Source organism: uncultured Georgenia sp. (genome assembly GCF_937958535.1).
Taxonomy (GTDB): Bacteria; Actinomycetota; Actinomycetes; order Actinomycetales; family Actinomycetaceae; genus Oceanitalea.
Window position 1 is genome coordinate 15,818 of record NZ_CALGNQ010000191.1, and the last position, 15,769, is coordinate 31,586.

15 protein-coding genes are annotated in these 15,769 nt (G+C 73.8%); 5 read left to right on the forward strand and 10 right to left on the reverse strand.

Annotated elements, in window-relative coordinates; all coding sequences use genetic code 11:
• Window positions 1-39: 39 nt before the first annotated feature.
• Entirely contained in the window at window positions 40-204 is a 165-nt protein-coding gene (locus Q0195_RS10150) for a hypothetical protein (protein WP_299277897.1), read from the reverse strand.
• Between Q0195_RS10150 and Q0195_RS10155 the strand changes: the two genes are divergently transcribed.
• Window positions 194-703, forward strand: coding sequence for a hypothetical protein (locus Q0195_RS10155; protein ID WP_299277899.1), 510 nt, complete (start codon window positions 194-196; stop codon window positions 701-703). The genes Q0195_RS10150 and Q0195_RS10155 overlap by 11 nt on opposite strands.
• Here the strand turns inward: Q0195_RS10155 and Q0195_RS10160 are convergent.
• The 6 genes from Q0195_RS10160 to Q0195_RS10185 all read right to left on the reverse strand — a co-directional run bounded on the left by Q0195_RS10160 (window position 663) and on the right by Q0195_RS10185 (window position 9,690).
• A complete protein-coding gene (locus Q0195_RS10160; protein ID WP_299277902.1) occupies window positions 663-2,351 on the reverse strand; it encodes an FAD-binding oxidoreductase in 1,689 nt (562 codons plus the stop codon). The genes Q0195_RS10155 and Q0195_RS10160 overlap by 41 nt on opposite strands.
• Window positions 2,348-3,115 carry a lysophospholipid acyltransferase family protein gene (locus tag Q0195_RS10165; protein ID WP_299277905.1) on the reverse strand — a complete coding sequence of 256 codons (768 nt, stop codon included), beginning with the start codon at window positions 3,113-3,115 and terminating at the stop codon, window positions 2,348-2,350. Before Q0195_RS10165 ends, Q0195_RS10160 begins: the two co-directional genes overlap by 4 nt.
• Window positions 3,112-3,918, reverse strand: coding sequence for an SDR family NAD(P)-dependent oxidoreductase (locus Q0195_RS10170; protein ID WP_299277908.1), 807 nt, complete (start codon window positions 3,916-3,918; stop codon window positions 3,112-3,114). Before Q0195_RS10170 ends, Q0195_RS10165 begins: the two co-directional genes overlap by 4 nt.
• Complete coding sequence (locus Q0195_RS10175) at window positions 3,915-6,182, reverse strand: HAD-IB family hydrolase (RefSeq protein WP_299277910.1); 2,268 nt, start codon at window positions 6,180-6,182, stop codon at window positions 3,915-3,917. Before Q0195_RS10175 ends, Q0195_RS10170 begins: the two co-directional genes overlap by 4 nt.
• Before the next feature lie 70 nt (window positions 6,183-6,252).
• Window positions 6,253-8,178, reverse strand: coding sequence for a Stk1 family PASTA domain-containing Ser/Thr kinase (pknB, locus tag Q0195_RS10180; protein WP_299277913.1), 1,926 nt, complete (start codon window positions 8,176-8,178; stop codon window positions 6,253-6,255).
• Between the two features lie 81 nt (window positions 8,179-8,259).
• A complete protein-coding gene (locus Q0195_RS10185; RefSeq protein ID WP_299277916.1) occupies window positions 8,260-9,690 on the reverse strand; it encodes a LysM peptidoglycan-binding domain-containing protein in 1,431 nt (476 codons plus the stop codon).
• Window positions 9,691-9,867: 177 nt separating this feature from the next.
• Between Q0195_RS10185 and Q0195_RS10190 the strand changes: the two genes are divergently transcribed.
• Window positions 9,868-10,239 (forward strand): Rv2175c family DNA-binding protein, encoded by a 372-nt coding sequence (locus Q0195_RS10190; RefSeq protein ID WP_299277918.1) that lies wholly within the window; start codon window positions 9,868-9,870, stop codon window positions 10,237-10,239.
• 51 nt (window positions 10,240-10,290) lie between these two features.
• Here the strand turns inward: Q0195_RS10190 and Q0195_RS10195 are convergent, their stop codons facing one another.
• From Q0195_RS10195 to Q0195_RS10205, 3 genes are all read right to left on the reverse strand, one after another.
• Window positions 10,291-10,953, reverse strand: a complete 663-nt coding sequence (locus Q0195_RS10195; protein ID WP_299277921.1) for an MBL fold metallo-hydrolase — start codon at window positions 10,951-10,953, stop codon at window positions 10,291-10,293.
• A gap of 27 nt (window positions 10,954-10,980) precedes the next feature.
• Window positions 10,981-12,090 (reverse strand): S-(hydroxymethyl)mycothiol dehydrogenase, encoded by a 1,110-nt coding sequence (locus tag Q0195_RS10200; protein ID WP_299277924.1) that lies wholly within the window; start codon window positions 12,088-12,090, stop codon window positions 10,981-10,983.
• A gap of 128 nt (window positions 12,091-12,218) precedes the next feature.
• Window positions 12,219-13,298, reverse strand: a complete 1,080-nt coding sequence (locus tag Q0195_RS10205) for a polyprenyl synthetase family protein (protein ID WP_299277927.1) — start codon at window positions 13,296-13,298, stop codon at window positions 12,219-12,221.
• A gap of 115 nt (window positions 13,299-13,413) precedes the next feature.
• Here Q0195_RS10205 and Q0195_RS10210 point away from each other — a divergent pair, with 115 nt between their 5' ends.
• The 3 genes from Q0195_RS10210 to Q0195_RS10220 all read left to right on the forward strand — a co-directional run.
• Window positions 13,414-14,595 (forward strand): DUF4192 domain-containing protein, encoded by a 1,182-nt coding sequence (locus tag Q0195_RS10210; protein ID WP_299277930.1) that lies wholly within the window; start codon window positions 13,414-13,416, stop codon window positions 14,593-14,595.
• Between the two features lie 48 nt (window positions 14,596-14,643).
• Window positions 14,644-15,057: a universal stress protein gene (locus Q0195_RS10215; protein ID WP_299277931.1), complete on the forward strand. Its 414-nt coding sequence runs from the start codon at window positions 14,644-14,646 to the stop codon at window positions 15,055-15,057.
• Window positions 15,058-15,313: 256 nt separating this feature from the next.
• On the forward strand, window positions 15,314-15,769 hold a 456-nt coding region (locus tag Q0195_RS10220), incomplete at its 3' end, for a sigma-70 factor domain-containing protein (protein WP_366518094.1).

The following is a 15,769-nucleotide window of genomic DNA, read 5'->3' on the forward strand; positions in this document are numbered from 1 at the left end:
CGGTGCCACGCGGACACGGGCCAGGGAAATAGCCGGTGGTCAGCCTGTCCCGTCGAGGACCAGGCGGTGCTCGGTCTGGGCGAGGAACCCGCGGATCGTGTCACGGCTCCTCGTCAGGCAGGCGATGCGGCTCTCGAGGTCGGCCAGCTCCTCGGCGAGCTGCTCGGCGACGCCGTGGCTCGTCGCCCACTTCGTGGTCTTCACCTTCGTCGCCGAGCTGCTGCGGCCCAGCCCGGTGCCCACGCCGGCGCTGCTCCTGGCCTTCGGGACCGTCTCCGCGGGAGGAGTCGCGCTCGTCGGTGCGGCGAGCGACCGCTACCCGGCGGGCGTCCCGGTCACGGTCGCGGCGGGCATGGTCCTCAGCCTCGTCGGCGTGACGGCCGTGGGTGGTTCCGGCGGGCTCGACCTCGCCGTCGTCGTCGCCTGGGGGATGGCGACCGGTGCGGTGGGGCCCGCGGTCCAGGCCGCCGCCATGCGCGTGGCGGGCCCCGAGCACCGGGTGACCGCGGGCACGCTCATGCCGGTAGCGATGAACCTCGGCATCGCGGTGGGCTCGGCGGCAGGCAGCGGCGTCGTCGACCTGTGGTCGACGCGGCCGCTGCCCCTGCTCGCCGTCGTCCCCGTGCTGTTCGCGGTCGGGGGCTTCGCCCTCGTCGGGCGCCTCACCACTCCCGGTGTGCCGGCAGCAGCGTCCCGGGGTTGAGGTTCGCGCCCGGGTCCACGCCCTGCAGGAGCGCGACCTGGAGGTCGACCCCGGCGGGGGAGATGTCCTGCTCCAGCCACAGCGCGTGGTCGGTCCCCACGCCGTGGTGGTGGGAGATCGTGCCGCCGTGGTCGACGAAGGCCTGCTGGATCGCCTTCTTCACCACCCAGTAGCGCCGCAGCTGCTCGTCCATGTCCATGGTGCCGGGGACGAAGGCGAAGGTGAAGTACAGGCACGCGCCGGAGTGGTAGCTGTGCGACAGGTGGCACATGATGTAGCCGCGCACGCCCAGGGAGTCGAACGCCTGCCGTGCCGCGCGCATCGTCCGGTGGTACACCTCCATGAGGCGCGACCACGGCATCGCGGTCTCCGAGACGTCGGCGAGCGCGCCGATGTCGAGGAGGAAGTCGCGGATGTAGGGCGTGTCGAACTTCTTCTGGTCGTACAGCGCACCGGGGCCCTTGCCGAGCTTGATCCCCCCGTGCTTGCGCACGATCCGGCCGACGATCGCCTTGTCGGCCTTGACCCGCGCGCTGCCGCCCTCGTAGCCGACGTAGCTCAGGCACACCTTGTCCATGTCCCAGCCGCGCTTCTCCAGGAAGCCGAACAGGCCCTCCTGGACCGCCTTCTTGGCGCCCCGCGAGGCCTTCTGGGTGGAGAAGGAGAAGGCGGTCTCGTTGGCGTCGGAGACCCGGGTGACCGAGGGGTGGGCGTCAGAGACCGAGATCGCGTGCATGGCCTGGATCGCGCTGCCCCAGTTGGGGAACAGGTAGGCGATGATCTCCCGGTTCTCCGGGATCCGGTGGACGTGCACCCACGCCTCGGTGATGACACCGAGCCGGCCCTCGGAGCCGAGGATCATCTCCCGCACGCTGGGCCCGGAGGACGTGCTGGGCAGCGGGCGCAGCTCGACGACCTTCCCGGGCAGGACGACCCGCATCCCGCGGGTGATGTCGGCGATGTCGCCGTACTTGTCCGACTGCATCCCCGAGGACCGCGTGGCGATCCAGCCGCCGAGCGTGGAGTGCTTGAAGCTGTCCGGCTGGTGGCCCATGGTCCAGCCCCGGGCCCCCAGCTGCTCCTCCAGCTCGGGGCCGAGCACCCCGGCCTGGACGCGGGCCAGGCCGGCGTCCTCGTCGACCTCGAGCACCCGGTTGAGACGGCCCAGGTCGAGGGAGACGACGGGGCGCGTCTCGTCGGGGCGGGGGGTGAGGGACCCGGAGATGTTCGAGCCGCCCCCGAAGGGGATGAGGACGGCGTCGGCGGCCACGACGGCGTCGACGACGGCGCGCACCTCGTCCTCGCTGCCGGGGTAGACGACGACGTCGGGTACCCGGGGCAGGTAGCCGGCGCGGATGCGGACGAGGTCGACCAGGCCCTTGCCGTAGGTGTGGATGACGCGGTCCTTGTCGTCGGTGACGACGTAGGAGGCGCCCACGGCCTCACGCAGCGTGGCGCCGAGCTCGGCCGGGAGCCGTGACGGGGGGACGTCGAGGTCGTCGAAGGACGGGGGAGGTGTGCCCGGGGCCGACAGGTCGATGCCGATCTTGTCCATGACGAAGGGCGCCATCCTGGGCTTGTCGCGGTAGTCGAACTTGATGCCCTCGACTCCCCAGCCCCACCACTTCTGGTGCCTCACTCCCGTCACGAAGCCTCCTCCTGGGACCGGCCGGCCTGGCCGCCCCTCCTCGAGTCGCCGACGACGTACGGCGTCTGCATGGTCATCATGGTGCGGATGCGGTCGGCGAGCCGGGTGTTGAACTCGCGGACCGACTCCCCCGAATGCGGGCGCATCGGCCGGCCGACGAGCACCCGGACGCGCGGGCGACCGGGCACCGGCCAGAAGCGCCCCACGGGCATCGCCTCGTAGGTGCCGAGCAGCGCCACCGGCAGGCAGGGCAGCCCGGTCGTGGCGCTGAGCATGGCGGCACCCGGCTTGAAGGTGCGCATGACACCGTCGCGGGAACGGGTGCCCTCCGGGAAGATCATGATCGGCAGGCCGCTGCGCAGGAGCTGCTGGGACAGGCCCTTGCCCTTCCCGCTGCTGCGGCCGCGGTGGATCGGGTAGGTGTTGAAGAACAGCGACGTCGCGGCCTTCGTCCACCAGCGGGCGTAGAAGTAGTCGGCGGCGGCGCCGACGGTGAGCTGCTTCGTCAGCCGGTAGGGCAGCTGGGAGATGACGACGGCGGTGTCGAGGTGGCTGCAGTGGTTGGCGACGAGGATGAACGGCCCGCTGAGCCCCTCGACGTTGTCGGTGCCCTCGACGGTCGTCGACGTCACCGCGGAGACGACCGGTCGCAGGACGAGCCGCTGGGCGATGAACCGCAGCACCCGGTGCCACCGTGCGTGGTACCGCCCCAGCCGCGGCGGCTGCTGGCCGCGGCGGGCGGGAGTCGTTGCGCCTGTGCTCACGACCGTCCTCCCTTGATCAGTGCGGTGACGCGGCGGACGAGCGGCCGCGGGGCGTGTGCGGCGAGGAACGCCAGCACACCGAAACGCTTGGAGGGGATGGTACGGACCTTGCCCCGCTCGACGGCGTCCAGCGCGTCGGCCACCACACGGTCGGCCTCCAGCCAGAGGAAGCCGGGGATCGCGGTGGTGCGGATGCGGGCCCGCTCGTGGAACTCCGTGCGCACCCAGCCGGGGAGCAGGGACATCGCGTGCACCCCGGTCCCGGCGAGCTCGACCGAGAGGGACTCGGAGTAGGTGTCCACCCACGCCTTGATCGCCGAGTAGGCCCCCATCGGGATGCGCCCCGCGACGGATGCGACGTTGATGATGACGCCGTGGCCGCGGGCCACCATCGACCGCCCGGCCGCGTTCCCCAGCACGAGCACCGCGCGCACCATGACGTCCATGGCCCGGTCGAGCTCGGCGACGTCCTCGGTGAGGAGCGGGGTGTGCACGCCGTGGCCGGCGTTGTTCACCAGCACGTCCACCGGCGCAGCGGTGTCCAGCAGCCGCGCGGCGACCGCCTCGACGTCGTCGCGCACGGCCAGGTCCGCCGCGAGCGTCTCCACCTCGACACCGTATCGCCAGCGCAGCTGGTCGGCAGTCTTGGCCAGGCGCTGCTCGTCGCGGGCGACGAGGACGAGTGCGAGCCCGCGCGCGGCCAGGGCCCGGGCGAACTCCAGGCCCAGGCCCGAGGTGCCGCCGGTGACCAGCGCCCGGCCGCGCAGCAGCGTCGGCTCGGGGGCGGACAGGGAGCGGGTCATCGCTGGACCGCCTCCTTCAGGCTGCGCAGGAGGGGGGCGAAGCGGCCCTCCACGGGCGTGGTCCAGGAGTGGACCGGCCACCGCTGGGCCCGCGCGTAGCGGTAGAGCTGGGCGTCGGGGTTGACGACGTTGGGATGACCCACGACCTGGAGCCAGGGCCGGTCGGCGTAGCTGTCGCCGTAGGCGTAGGAGGCCGACAGGTCCAGCCCCTCCTCGCGGGCGTACCGGGTGAGCCAGGTGGCACGCGACTCGCCGACGAGCGGGGAGGTGAGCAGGTGACCGGTCCAGCGGCCGTCCTCGTCCTTCTCCATCTTCCCGGCGACGACGACGTCGAACAGCGGGGCGATGGGCTCGACGAAGACGTCGATCTCCCCGGTGACGAGCACGGTGCGGTGCCCGGCGCGGCGGTGGGCCCGGATCTGGGCGACCGCCTCGGTGAGCACGTCACGGCGCAGCGACTCCTGGACACGCTCGGCGATGGCGGCGCGCAGCTCGGCCTCGTCGGTGCCCGCGTACCGGCGCATGAAGGTGCGGATGAAGTCGCCGCGGTCGCGCATCTCGGCCTGGAGGTAGCGCGGCCCGAGCGCCACGAGGTTGGCCAGCGCGCGGGGCCAGCCCGCGGGCGGCCGGGTGGCGAGCTCGACCCACAGGTACTGCTCGACGAGCGTGGCGGCGATGACGGTGCGCTGCAGGTCGAAGACCGCGACGACGTCGCTGCGGCGGGGCAGCTCGGTCTGTCGGCGGGGTGTGCTGCGCGGGCGCTCCTGGCGCATGAGCCCGGGCACGCCCGGGATGTGGACCTTCTGGAGGTAGTGCTGCCAGTCGATCTCGGTGACGTCGAAGCCGTGTTCGGTACGCCGCTCCGGGGGCAGCGACTCGTGCAGCGCCCGGGTGCGCGCGTCGTCGAAGACGACCTCGATCTGGGTGTAGGGCTGGTAGAGGGAGGTGAACTTGCGCAGTGTGTCGAGGTCGCGGCGGGCCTTGTAGACCGTGGAGATCCACTCGCGGGTGCGGGGCCGGGCGGGCAGCCGGCCCAGCGCGCGGTCGGCGAGCTCGACGGCCTGCTCGCGGCGGCGCAGCGCCCGCTCCACCGCGCCGCGGTGCGGGAAGGACCACGCGGGGACCGAGACGTGCGAGCCGCTGGAGTCACGCAGCGGGTTGGCCGAGAAGTACTCCCGCACGTACTGGTAGAGCTTGCCGAAGCGCAGCGGGTTGGTGATGCCCGAGGAGACCTGGAAGTACTGCGCGTGGCCCGCCTCGGGCGGGGCCGCCGCGGCGGCGAGGATGGCGTTGACGACGAAGTCGACCGGGATGACGTCGAGGACGGTGTCGGCCAGCGCCGGGAACTCGGGCAGGAGGCCGCGCCCGTAGGCGGCGATGAGCGGGTCGGCGACCTTGAACCCGTCGATCCAGCCGGGGTAGGGGTGGCGCAGCGAGGACTCGATGATGGTCGGGCGCACCACCGACAGGCGGTGCCCCCCGCCCTGCCACAGCTCCTCGGCGACGCGCTCGCCCATCGCCTTGGTGAAGGTGTAGACGTCCGGCCAGCCCAGGGACATCGCCCGGGTGCGGCCGTGGGAGACGAGCTGGTCGCGCACCCAGGCGGCGCGGGCGGCCTCGGCGGCCTCGGCGACGGCACGCGGTCCGGCGCGGCGGTGCTCGGCGTCCGCCTTGCGCAGGAGCGGGCCCAGGACGTCGGGACGGCGCGAGGCCTCCTCGGCCTCGGTGCGGGCGGTGAGGGCGGAGCGCAGCTCGGCGCGGTGGTCGACCTCGTGGTCGAGGCTGCGCTCCTCGGCCACGCCCTTGCGCAGCCCGGCGACGTAGCAGGTGGAGACGTGGACGACGTGCGGGTCGGAGCCGGTCTCGAGGAGCCGCTCATAGAGGTTCAGCGGGCCGGCGACGTTCGCCAGGAAGGCCTCGTCGACCGGCAGGTCGAAGGACACGCTGGAGGCGGAGTGGACGACGACGTCGAGGTCGTCCGGCAGCGGGGGGACGTCCTCGAGGTCCCCGGGGACGACCGTGACGCGGTCGTGGAACGCGGCCAGGGCGTTCTCCTCGCCCACGGACTCCCGCCACCGGCGGAAGACGGGCTTGCGCAGGAGCTTCTCGGCCCGGCGCTGGGCGGTGAGGTCGCCGCGCGGACGGACGAGGATGCTGATCCGGGTGCTCGGGTAGGCGGACAGCAGCTTCTCGACGACGGCCTGGCCGACGAAGCCGGTCGCGCCCGTGACGAGGACGTGCGCGTGCTCCAACGGTGAGTGCATTTGCTGAACTCTAGCGCTGTGTGGCGGCTCACCAGAACAGGCCGGTGGACGGCGAGCCGCGGACGGGCGGTCACACGACGGTGAGGGTGACCGTCGTGCCGGGGACGGCCAGCTCCCCGGCCGCCGGGGACATGCTGCGGACGGTGCCGAAGATGCCGCCGAGCACCCGCTCGATCTCGACCTCGAAGCCGGCGGCGCGCAGCTCCTCGGCGGCGGCGTCGACCTGACGCCCGACGAGGTTGGGCAGCTCGACCGGCTGCGGGCCCAGGGAGACGGTGATGGTGACGTCGTCACCGCGGTAGACCTCGACGCCGTCGCCCGGCGAGGGGGACTGGCTGATCACCCGCCCGGCCGGGACGCTGGGGTGGTGGCTCTCCTCGACCACGGCCCCCAGGCCGGCGGAGTCGAGGTCCGAGACGGCCGTCTCCTGGTCCGCCCCGACGACCGAGACGAGCTCGACAGGTTCCCGGCCTGCTGACACGACGAGGTCGACCGGCTGGTTGTAGGGGATGACCTCACCGGCGGCCGGGGTGAGGGAGATCACCTGGCCCTGGGGCACCTCGTCGTCCCAGGGGGTGTCCACCGTGCCGACGGTGAGCTGGGCGTCGGTCAGCGCCGAGACGGCCTCCTCCTGGGTGAGCCCGGCGACGTCCGGCACCTCGACCATGAGGATGCCGCGGGAGACGTGGAGGGCGACGCTGCCGTCCCGGTGGACCCGCTCACCCGGACCCGGGTCGGCGGCGAAGACCTCGCTCTCGGGTGCGGTGTCGTGGTGCTCGCGCTCGACGGTCAGGTCCAGCCCGGCCTCGGTGAGGAGGTCGACGGCCTGGTCCTCGGTGAGGCCCACGACCTCGGGCACGGTGAGGTAGGCGCCCGGGCCCTGCGTGAACCACCACCATCCCCCGGCCCCGCCGCCGAGGGCGAGCAGGAGGAGCGTGCCCAGGAGCACGGCGGTGCGCCGACGGCGGCGCGGACGGCGCTGCCGGGGAGCGTCCGGCTCGGCGTCGCCCGGGGCGATCGCCCCGATCGGCAGCGCGACGGTGCTGCCCGAGAGCGGGGTGAGGGCGGTGGCCCCGGGGTCGGTGTCGTCCTCGGTCTGCTCGGGCGGCTCGGCGGGGTCGACGTCGGCCCGGCGCGCGAGGTCGGCGTCGTCGAGCGCGGCGCGGGTGCGGCGGAGGAGGGCGAGCGCGGCGTCGGCGTCGGCGGGGCGGTCGGCGGGGTCCCGGGCGGTGAGTGCGGCGACGAGCTCGTCCACCTCGGCGGGCAGCCAGTCCACCCGGGAGGAGGGGAGCGGGACGCCGTCGTTGACGTGCTGGAACGCGACGCGGATCGGTTGGTCCGCCACGAAGGGCTGGCCGCCGGTGACGAGCTCGAAGAGGACCACCCCGACGGCGTAGACGTCGGCGCGGGCGTCGGCCACCCCGGAGGTGACGATCTCCGGGGCGAGGTAGGCCACCGTGCCGAGCACGGTGCCCGTCGAGACCATCGTCGCCTCGGAGACGGCCCGGGCCAGCCCGAAGTCGGTGACCTTGGGGCGCCCCGACCGGTCGAGGAGGACGTTCTCGGGCTTGACGTCCCGGTGGACCATCTGCTCCCGGTGCGCGCAGGCCAGGGCCTCGAGGACGTCCTCGGTGAGATCGAGCGCCCGGCCGAGCGGGAGCGCGCCGGTGCGGCGCAGCTCGGTGCGCAGGTTGTGACCCGTGATGAGCTCCATCGCCAGGTAGCTGGCGTCATCGGTGTGCCCCTGGTCGTAGATCGCGACGATCCCGGGGTGGTTGAGCCGCGCCGCCGCCCGTGCCTCGCGCCGGAAGCGGGCGACGAAGTCGGCGCTCTCCGCGAGGTGCGGGTGCATGACCTTGAGCGCCACCGTGCGGTCGAGGCGGCGGTCGAGCGCGCGGTACACGGTGGCGGTCCCACCGCGGGCCACGCGCGAGCGCACCTCGTACCGGCCGTCCAGGACACGGCCGAGCATGGGGTCGCTCACGGTCCGCTGCACGGCCCCGAGTCTAGGGTGGGGCCGGCCCTCCGGGCGGGAGGTGGCTCGGTGAGGCGGCGCGGGCGTCGTGTCCCGCGCGGGTCAGAACTGCCGCATGAGGCTCTTGATCCCGGCCACGTAGTTCCGGGTGTCGGAGTACATGCCGTTGCGCAGCACCCCGGCCAGCCCCTGGTAGTACCCGGCGATCGCGGTGTCGAGGTCGGGTGCGGTGCGGACCAGCTGGCGCAGGATGGCAACCCCGGCGGTGACGTTGTCCTGCGGGTCGAGGAGGTTGAGCCGGCGCCCCACGAGGGTGGAGGCCCACTCACCCGAGCTCGGGATGACCTGCATGACGCCGACCGCGTTGGCGGGGGAGACGGCGCGGGCGTCGAACCCGGACTCCTGCTGCGCGACGGCGAGGGCGAGGGCGGGGTCCACCCCCATCCGCTCCGCGGTGGCCCGCACCATGCTGCGCATCTGGGCGCGGGAGGGGACGTCCATCGAGTTGAGCGTCGCCTTGTTGGCGTTGGCCGCCGAGACGACGTCGTCGGCGTAGGTCCGGCCGAGGAACGTGTCGCCGACCAGCTGCCCGCCGGCCGCACCGGGGATGGTGAGCCGCTGCCCGATGGTGATACGGCCCGCGTCGCGCAGGCCGTTGGCCGAGGTGATCGCCGAGACGGTGGTGCCGTACTGCGAGGCGATACCGCTGACGGTCTCCCCGGAGCGCACGATGTGGGTCCGGGCCGCGGCGCGGGAGCTCGTCGGGGTGCTCCGGGCGTTGCTCACCGGGGTGGTGCGTGCGGTGTCCGAGCCCGACCCGCCGGGGATGGTGAGGCGCTGGCCGACGTAGATGAGGCCGGCGTCGCGCAGGTTGTTGGCCGAGGTGATCGCCGAGACGGTGGTGCCGTACTGCTTGGCCAGACCCGAGACGGTCTCCCCCGTGCGCACGACGTGGGTGCGGGCCGCGGTGCTGCCGGACGAGGCGCGGCTCGCCCCGCCGGAGGCGCTGACCGCGCTCGTGGCGCCCGGGATGGTGAGCCGCTGGCCGATGACGATGAGGGCCCGCGAGTCGAGCCGGTTGGCGGCGACGATCTCCGCGACGGTCGTGCCGTAGCGCTTCGCCAGCGCGGAGACGGTGTCCCCGGCGACCACGGTGTGCGTCGTGGTGGTCGTGGTGGGGCGCGGTGCCTCGGTCCGGGCGCCGCTCCCGGCGGCCGACGGCAGGCGGAGCACCTGGCCGACCTTGATCAGGGCGTCCGGGCCGAGGTTGTTCGCGGCGACGATCGCCGCGACGCTCGTCCCCGTCCGGGCCGCGATGGCGCTGACGGTGTCGCCCGCCCGCACCCGGTAGGTCGCCGTGGGTACGGCGCGGGGGAGGGTCGGGACGCTCAGCGCGGTCGCCCCGACGGTCTGCGTCGCGGGGACGGTCGCTGCGCCGGCGGGCACGGCCATCGCCGCGACGGTGGTCGCCGCCAGCGCGAGACTGACGCCGGTGCGACGTGCCGGACGGCGGGTGTGCGCATGTGCCTTCATCGGTCCTCCACGACATGTCTCGGCGGCATGCATGTCGGGCCGCCCGTGACTGTAGTGACTGGTGTGATTGTTGTTAACGGTGTGACACTAGCGTTATCCACCCGTGACGTAAAGGCGAGTCGAGACGACGCACCCGGCCGGGACGCCGCACGGGCGGCACGTCAGTACGCTGCTGGGATGACCGACGCATCCGGCACCCGCTGGTACTCCCTTCCCGAGGTGGCCGAGATCCTCGGCATCCGCCTGCGGGACGTGCGCACCCTGCTCCGCGACAACGCGCTCGCCGCCAGCCGCCGCGGGCGTGAGGACGGCCCTGTCCTCGTGCCCGCGGACTTCCTCCTCACCGCCGAGGACGGCGCGGCCCGCCCGGGGCCCGTGCCCGCGCTGCGCGGCACCCTCATCCAGCTCCAGGACGGCGGCTTCACCGTCGAGGAGGCGGTGGAGTGGCTGCTCACCGAGCGGGAGGAGCTGGGGACCACCCCGATCGCCGCGCTGCGGGCGCGGCGCATCCACGAGGTCCGGCGCGTCGCCCAGACCGTCGCGCTGTGAGCGGCACTGCGCCCGGCGTCTCCTCGGCCGGCCGCAGCGCCGCTCACCGGGTCAGTGGCCCCGGTCGACCCACTCCTGCAGGTAGGGCTTCTCCGCTCCCACCGACGTCGCCTCCCCGTGCCCGGTGAGCACCTCCGTCGACTCGGGCAGGGTGAGGATCCGCTTCCGGATCGAGGCGATGATCGTGGGGAAGTCGGAGTAGGAGCGGCCGGTGGCGCCCGGACCGCCGCGGAACAGGGTGTCCCCGGAGAACAGCACCCCGCCCGGTCCGAGGTCCGGGGCGTGGAAGCACGTGGACCCGGGGGAGTGGCCCGGGGTGTGCACGGCGGTGAGCGTCACCCCACCGACGGTGAACCGCTCGCCGTCGGAGATGTCCCGGTCGGCCCTCGTGCCGGGGTAGACCTGCTCCCAGAGCACGGTGTCCTCCGGATTGAGGTGGACCGGTGCGCCGACCCGCTCGGCGACCTCCCGCACGGCGCGGATGTGGTCGTCGTGGCCGTGGGTGAGGAGGATCGCCACGACGCGGCGTCCGCCCACCGCCTCGACGACGGCGTCCGGGTCGTGGGCGGGGTCGATGACGATGCACTCTTCGTCGTCACCCACGATCCACACGTTGTTGTCCACGTCCCACGTGCCCCCGTCCAGCGAGAAGGTCCCGCTGGTGACGAGGTTCTCCACGCGCACGCGGCCGTCCGCGCTGGTCCGTGCTGTCACTGGTGCTCTCCTTCCTGCCCCGGCCGCTCAGGCGCCGGGGGCGGGGTTGATCTCGACGACGGAACGCAGGACCTTCCCGGCCGTCATCTTCGCGAACGCGGCCTCGACGTCGGCGATGCCGATGCGCTCGCTGACGAAGCCGTCGAGGTCCAGGCGCCCGAGGCGGTACTGCTCGACGAGCATCGGGAAGTCGCGGCTGGGCAGGCAGTCGCCGTACCAGGAGGACTTGATCGCCCCGCCGCGTCCGAAGACCTCGTCGAGCGGGATCTCCCAGGCGGTGCCCGGGTCGGGCACGCCGACGAGGACGACGCGCCCGGCGAGGTCACGGGCCGCGAACGCCTGGGCGAAGGTCGCGGCGACGCCCACGGCGTCGATGACGACGTCGGCGCCGAAGCCGCCGGTGAGCTCGCGGATGGCGGCCACCGGGTCCTGCTCGCGGGCGTCGACGGTGTGCGTGGCCCCGAAGCGGCGCGCGGTGGCGAGCTTGTCGTCGTCGAGGTCGACGGCGACGATCGTCGTCGCGCCGGCGAGCGCAGCGCCGGCGACGGCGGCCGTGCCCACGCCGCCGCACCCGATGACCGCGACGGACTCCCCACGCTGCACCTGCCCGGTGTTGACGGCAGCACCGATACCGGCCATGACGCCGCAGCCGAGCAGGCCGAGCGCGGCGAACTGCTCGGGGGCGACCTCCCCCTCGATCCGCGTGCACTGACCGGCCGCGACGAGGGTCTTCTCCGCGAAGGCGCCGATGCCGAGCGCGGGGGAGAGCGACGTGCCGTCCGGCAGGGTCATCCGCTGCGTGGCGTTGTGCGTGGCGAAGCAGTAGTGGAGCTGTCCCTTGCGGCAGGCCCGGCACTGGCCGCAGACCGCGCGCCAGTTGAGGATGACGCGGTCGCCCGGGGCGATCTCCGTCACGCCATCGCCGACGGCGGCGACGACACCGGCGGCCTCGTGCCCCAGGAGGTAGGGGAACTCCTCGCCCACGGCGCCGACCTTGTAGTGGAGGTCGGTCTGGCACACCCCGCAGGTGACGACGTCGACCAGCGCCTCCCCGGGGCCGGGGTCGGGGACGAGGATGGTCTCGACGGTGGCGGGCTCGTTCCTGGCCTTGACGACGACGGCCTTGACCTCGTGCATGGAGGCATTCCCTTTCGACGACGCTGACGCAGAGGAATGCGCCGGGTGACCGGCGACACAGTCACCATACGATGCGGCTCCGACAGTACCGGGCACCTCGCCGGCTCCTCAGGGCGCCGCGAGACGCGTCAGGAGCGCCGCGAGGTGAGCAGCCGTGCCAGCTCGGTGAGGCTCTCCCGGCTGGCCGGTGGCAGCTCCAGCGCCTCCAGCGCGGCGAGGCCCTCCTCCAGGTGTGCGGCGATGAGCGACTCGTGCTCGTCGACCGCGCCGGTGGCGTGGAGGATGTCGCGCAGCTCGGCGACGTCGTCGGCGGTGAGGTCGGGGCGGCCCACGCTGCTGTGCAGGCGCTCCCGCTGCCGGCTGTCGGCACGGCGCAGGGCGAGGGCGAGCAGGACGGTGCGCTTGCCCTCGCGCAGGTCGTCACCGGCGGGCTTGCCGGTGACCTCGGGCTCTCCGAAGACGCCGAGCACGTCGTCGCGCAGCTGGAAGGCGATGCCGAGCGGCAGGCCGACGGAGCGCAGGCCGGCCAGCGCGTCGTCGTCGGCGCCGGCGAGCGCGGCGCCGAGCACGAGCGGGTGCTCCACGCTGTAGCGCGCGGACTTGTGGCGGACGACGGTCAGCGACCGGTCGACGTCGTCCTGCGAGCTCCACGGCAGCACCTGGGAGCGCACGTCGAGGTACTGGCCCACGGCCACCTCGGCGGTCATGAGGTCCCAGGTGGCCCGGGCGCGACGGGACGCGGCGGCGTCGACGAGGTCCCGGGCACGGTCGAGCTCCACCGAGGAGAGGGTGAGCAGGAGGTCGCCGAGGAGGATCGCCCCCGCGGCGCCGTGCCGCTCGGGGTCGCCCTGCCAGCCGTTGGCGGTGTGCTCGGCGGCCATGCGGCGGTGCACGGCCGGCAGCCCGCGCCGCGTGTGCGAGCCGTCCATGAGGTCGTCGTGGGCGAGGGCGGCCCCCTGGAACAGCTCCAGCGCGCTGCCGGCGAGCACGGGGGCGGACCCGGCGACCACCGGCTCGGGGGAGAACGCGGTCCAGCCGGCGGTGCAGAACGCGGCGCGCAGGCGTTTGCCCCCGCCGAGGAGGGCCTCACCCGCGCCGAGGAGCTCGTCCATGCCCGCCAGGCCGTGGAATGGGGCGGTGTGCTCGTGCAGGGCGGCCGTCACACGGTCGGACACGAGCGTGGCCAGGCCGGAGAGGGAGGGTGCCATGGAGCGCAGCCTACGGTGGCCGGCAGTGCTCCACAGCCGACGTCCACGGCAGGTCGTCCACCGGTGGTGGGTGCACCGCGGCGGGCCTCCGCGGCCGGGGTGTGGCATGGGCGTCATGGACACCCCGACGACGCTGCGGATCAGTCGCCCGGACGACCTCCTCGCCGTGCTGCCCTACCGGCTCGGGTTCCGCCCGCGGAACTCCGTGGTCCTGCTCGGCCTGCGCGGTCCGCGCGGGCGGCTGGGCCTCGTCTCCCGGGCCGACCTCGCCGACGTCGGCGACCCTGCGACGGGCACCGGGCTGCTGCGCGACATCGCCGACCTCATGCACGAGGACGGCGCCCGCGACGTCTTCGTCGCCCTCTACTGCGACCTCCCGCGGGACGCGCTCGCCGCGGACCCCGTCGTCGCTCGCGCGCTGACGCACCTGCGCGACGTCACCGGCTGGGCCGACCCGCCCGGCCCCTGGGTGGTCGGGGACCGCACCTACGGCCTCTGGGGCACGGCGCAGGAGTGCGGTCCGGCCACGGGCGAGGTCGCCGACCTGGAACGGGGGGAGGTGGCCGCCACCATGGTGCTCCACGGCCTGACCGTCGCCGCCGACCGGGAGCACCTCGGTGTGCCCCGGACCGGGGACGTCCAGCGGCGCCGGCACGCCTCCCGAGCCGCCCGTGAGGCCCGCCGGGACGTCGCCGTGGTCCGGGCCCGCTGTGGCGGCGGTGCCCCCGTGCCCGGGGCGGTGTTCGGGCTGAGCGACGCCGTGCCCGCCGCCGACCAGGGGGAGATGGAGGTCTGGCGGGAGGGCGAGCTGCGGCGGTGGAGCGCGCTGGTCGCACATGCCCGCCGGGGTGCTGCACTGCCCGCGGACGAGCTCGGTCGCCTCAGCGCCGGCCTGGACGACGAGCTCGTCCGCGACGGCGTTTTGTGCTCGGTGGTCGGGCCGCCGGCGGCCCACCTGCCCGGCCGCGACCCGGTCGGTGGGACGCTCGACCTCGTCATGCTCGCCGGGGCGCCGGAGCCCGACCCGGTCCGGGTCGGGCCGGCCGAGCACGTGCTGCGGGCGCTGGCCGCGTGCGTCCCCCGCCGTGCCGGGGCGCAGGCGCTCGCCGTCCTCGCCTTCCTCGCCTGGTGGCAGGGGGACGGTGCGCGCGCGGACGTCCTGGCCGCACAGGCGCTGCGGGCCGTGCCGGGGACCCGGCTGGCCGAGATCGTCGGGAAGCTGCTCGCGGCGCGGCTGGCCCCCGGGTGGGTGCACGGCGCCGGCAACGCACCGGCCTCCGGGCCGCCGATCCGGTAGCGTCACACCAACGGACGGTCCCGGCACGAGCCGGAGGATGGAGCGCTGATGACGGTTGTCGTGGGCTACCTCGCCACCCCGGAGGGGGAGGCGGCGCTGGAGGCCGGAGTCGCCGAGGCGCGGCGGCGCGACGTCCGCGTCGTCGTCGTCATCTCCCGGCGTACCCGCCACGAGCAGCACGTCGACGTCGACGCCCAGCTCGACTCCCTGCGCGACCGGCTCGACGACGCCGAGGTGGCCTACGAGGTCCGTCAGCTCGGACGCGGCAACGACGTCGCCGCCGACCTCGTCGCCACCGCGCGGGAGACCGTCGCCGAGCTGCTCGTCATCGGCCTGCGGCAGCGGTCCCCGGTGGGCAAGCTCATCCTCGGCTCCAACGCCCAGCGCATCCTGCTCGACGCCCCCTGCCCGGTGCTCACGGTCAAGCCGGACCCGGCCGAGGAGGAGCGGTCCACGTTCTGAGAGACAGCGGGGAATGAACGGTGACGGCGGGCCGTTGTCATCGGTGACAGTCGCGGCTGCCGGACGGTCGCGCCGGCCAGAACCGGCCGTTCCAGAGCCCAGATCTGGGCCCGGCCAGTTATAATTGTAGCCAGCGCACCGGCGAGCAGCCGGAACCCCAATCCCCTCCGAAAGGCTCTCTGTGTCGACGCACGCCCGAAGCACCTCCCGCACGTCCGCCGCGAGCGCCACCACCGGCCAGAGCGGCGCGGCTGCGGTGGAGGAGACCACGAGCACCCGCACCGCGCGGTCGACCGCCACGAAGCCCAAGGCCAAGGCGGCCTCGTCCGCCGCGAAGAAGAGCACCACCAGGTCCACGACGAAGAGCGCCCCCGCGAAGAAGTCGGCGGCCGCCAAGAAGGAGACCGCGACGAGCAGCAAGCGGGCCAAGCGCACGAAGGCCGACGAGAAGGCCGACCTCAAGGCCGTGCCCGACGTCGAGGAGACCGAGGAGACCGACGTCGACCCGGCCGAGCTGGAGGGCGACGCCGCGGACGAGACCAAGGAGTCCGGTTTCGTCGTCTCGGACGCCGACGACGACGACGCCCCGGTCCAGCAGGTCGTCACCGCCGGTGCCACCGCCGACCCGGTCAAGGACTACCTCAAGCAGATCGGCAAGGTCGCGCTGCTGAACGCCGAGCAGGAGGTCGAGCTCGCCAAGCGGATCGAGGCC

Coding starts and splice junctions, on each gene's coding strand:
- Q0195_RS10200 (WP_299277924.1), bottom strand. CDS start 12,090: ATGCACGAGGTCAAGGCCGTCGTCGTCAAGGCCAGGAACGAGCCCGCC.
- Q0195_RS10185 (WP_299277916.1), bottom strand. CDS start 9,690: ATGAAGGCACATGCGCACACCCGCCGTCCGGCACGTCGCACCGGCGTC.
- Q0195_RS10215 (WP_299277931.1), top strand. CDS start 14,644: ATGACGGTTGTCGTGGGCTACCTCGCCACCCCGGAGGGGGAGGCGGCG.
- Q0195_RS10175 (WP_299277910.1), bottom strand. CDS start 6,182: ATGCACTCACCGTTGGAGCACGCGCACGTCCTCGTCACGGGCGCGACC.
- Q0195_RS10170 (WP_299277908.1), bottom strand. CDS start 3,918: ATGACCCGCTCCCTGTCCGCCCCCGAGCCGACGCTGCTGCGCGGCCGG.
- Q0195_RS10190 (WP_299277918.1), top strand. CDS start 9,868: ATGACCGACGCATCCGGCACCCGCTGGTACTCCCTTCCCGAGGTGGCC.
- Q0195_RS10205 (WP_299277927.1), bottom strand. CDS start 13,298: ATGGCACCCTCCCTCTCCGGCCTGGCCACGCTCGTGTCCGACCGTGTG.
- Q0195_RS10210 (WP_299277930.1), top strand. CDS start 13,414: ATGGACACCCCGACGACGCTGCGGATCAGTCGCCCGGACGACCTCCTC.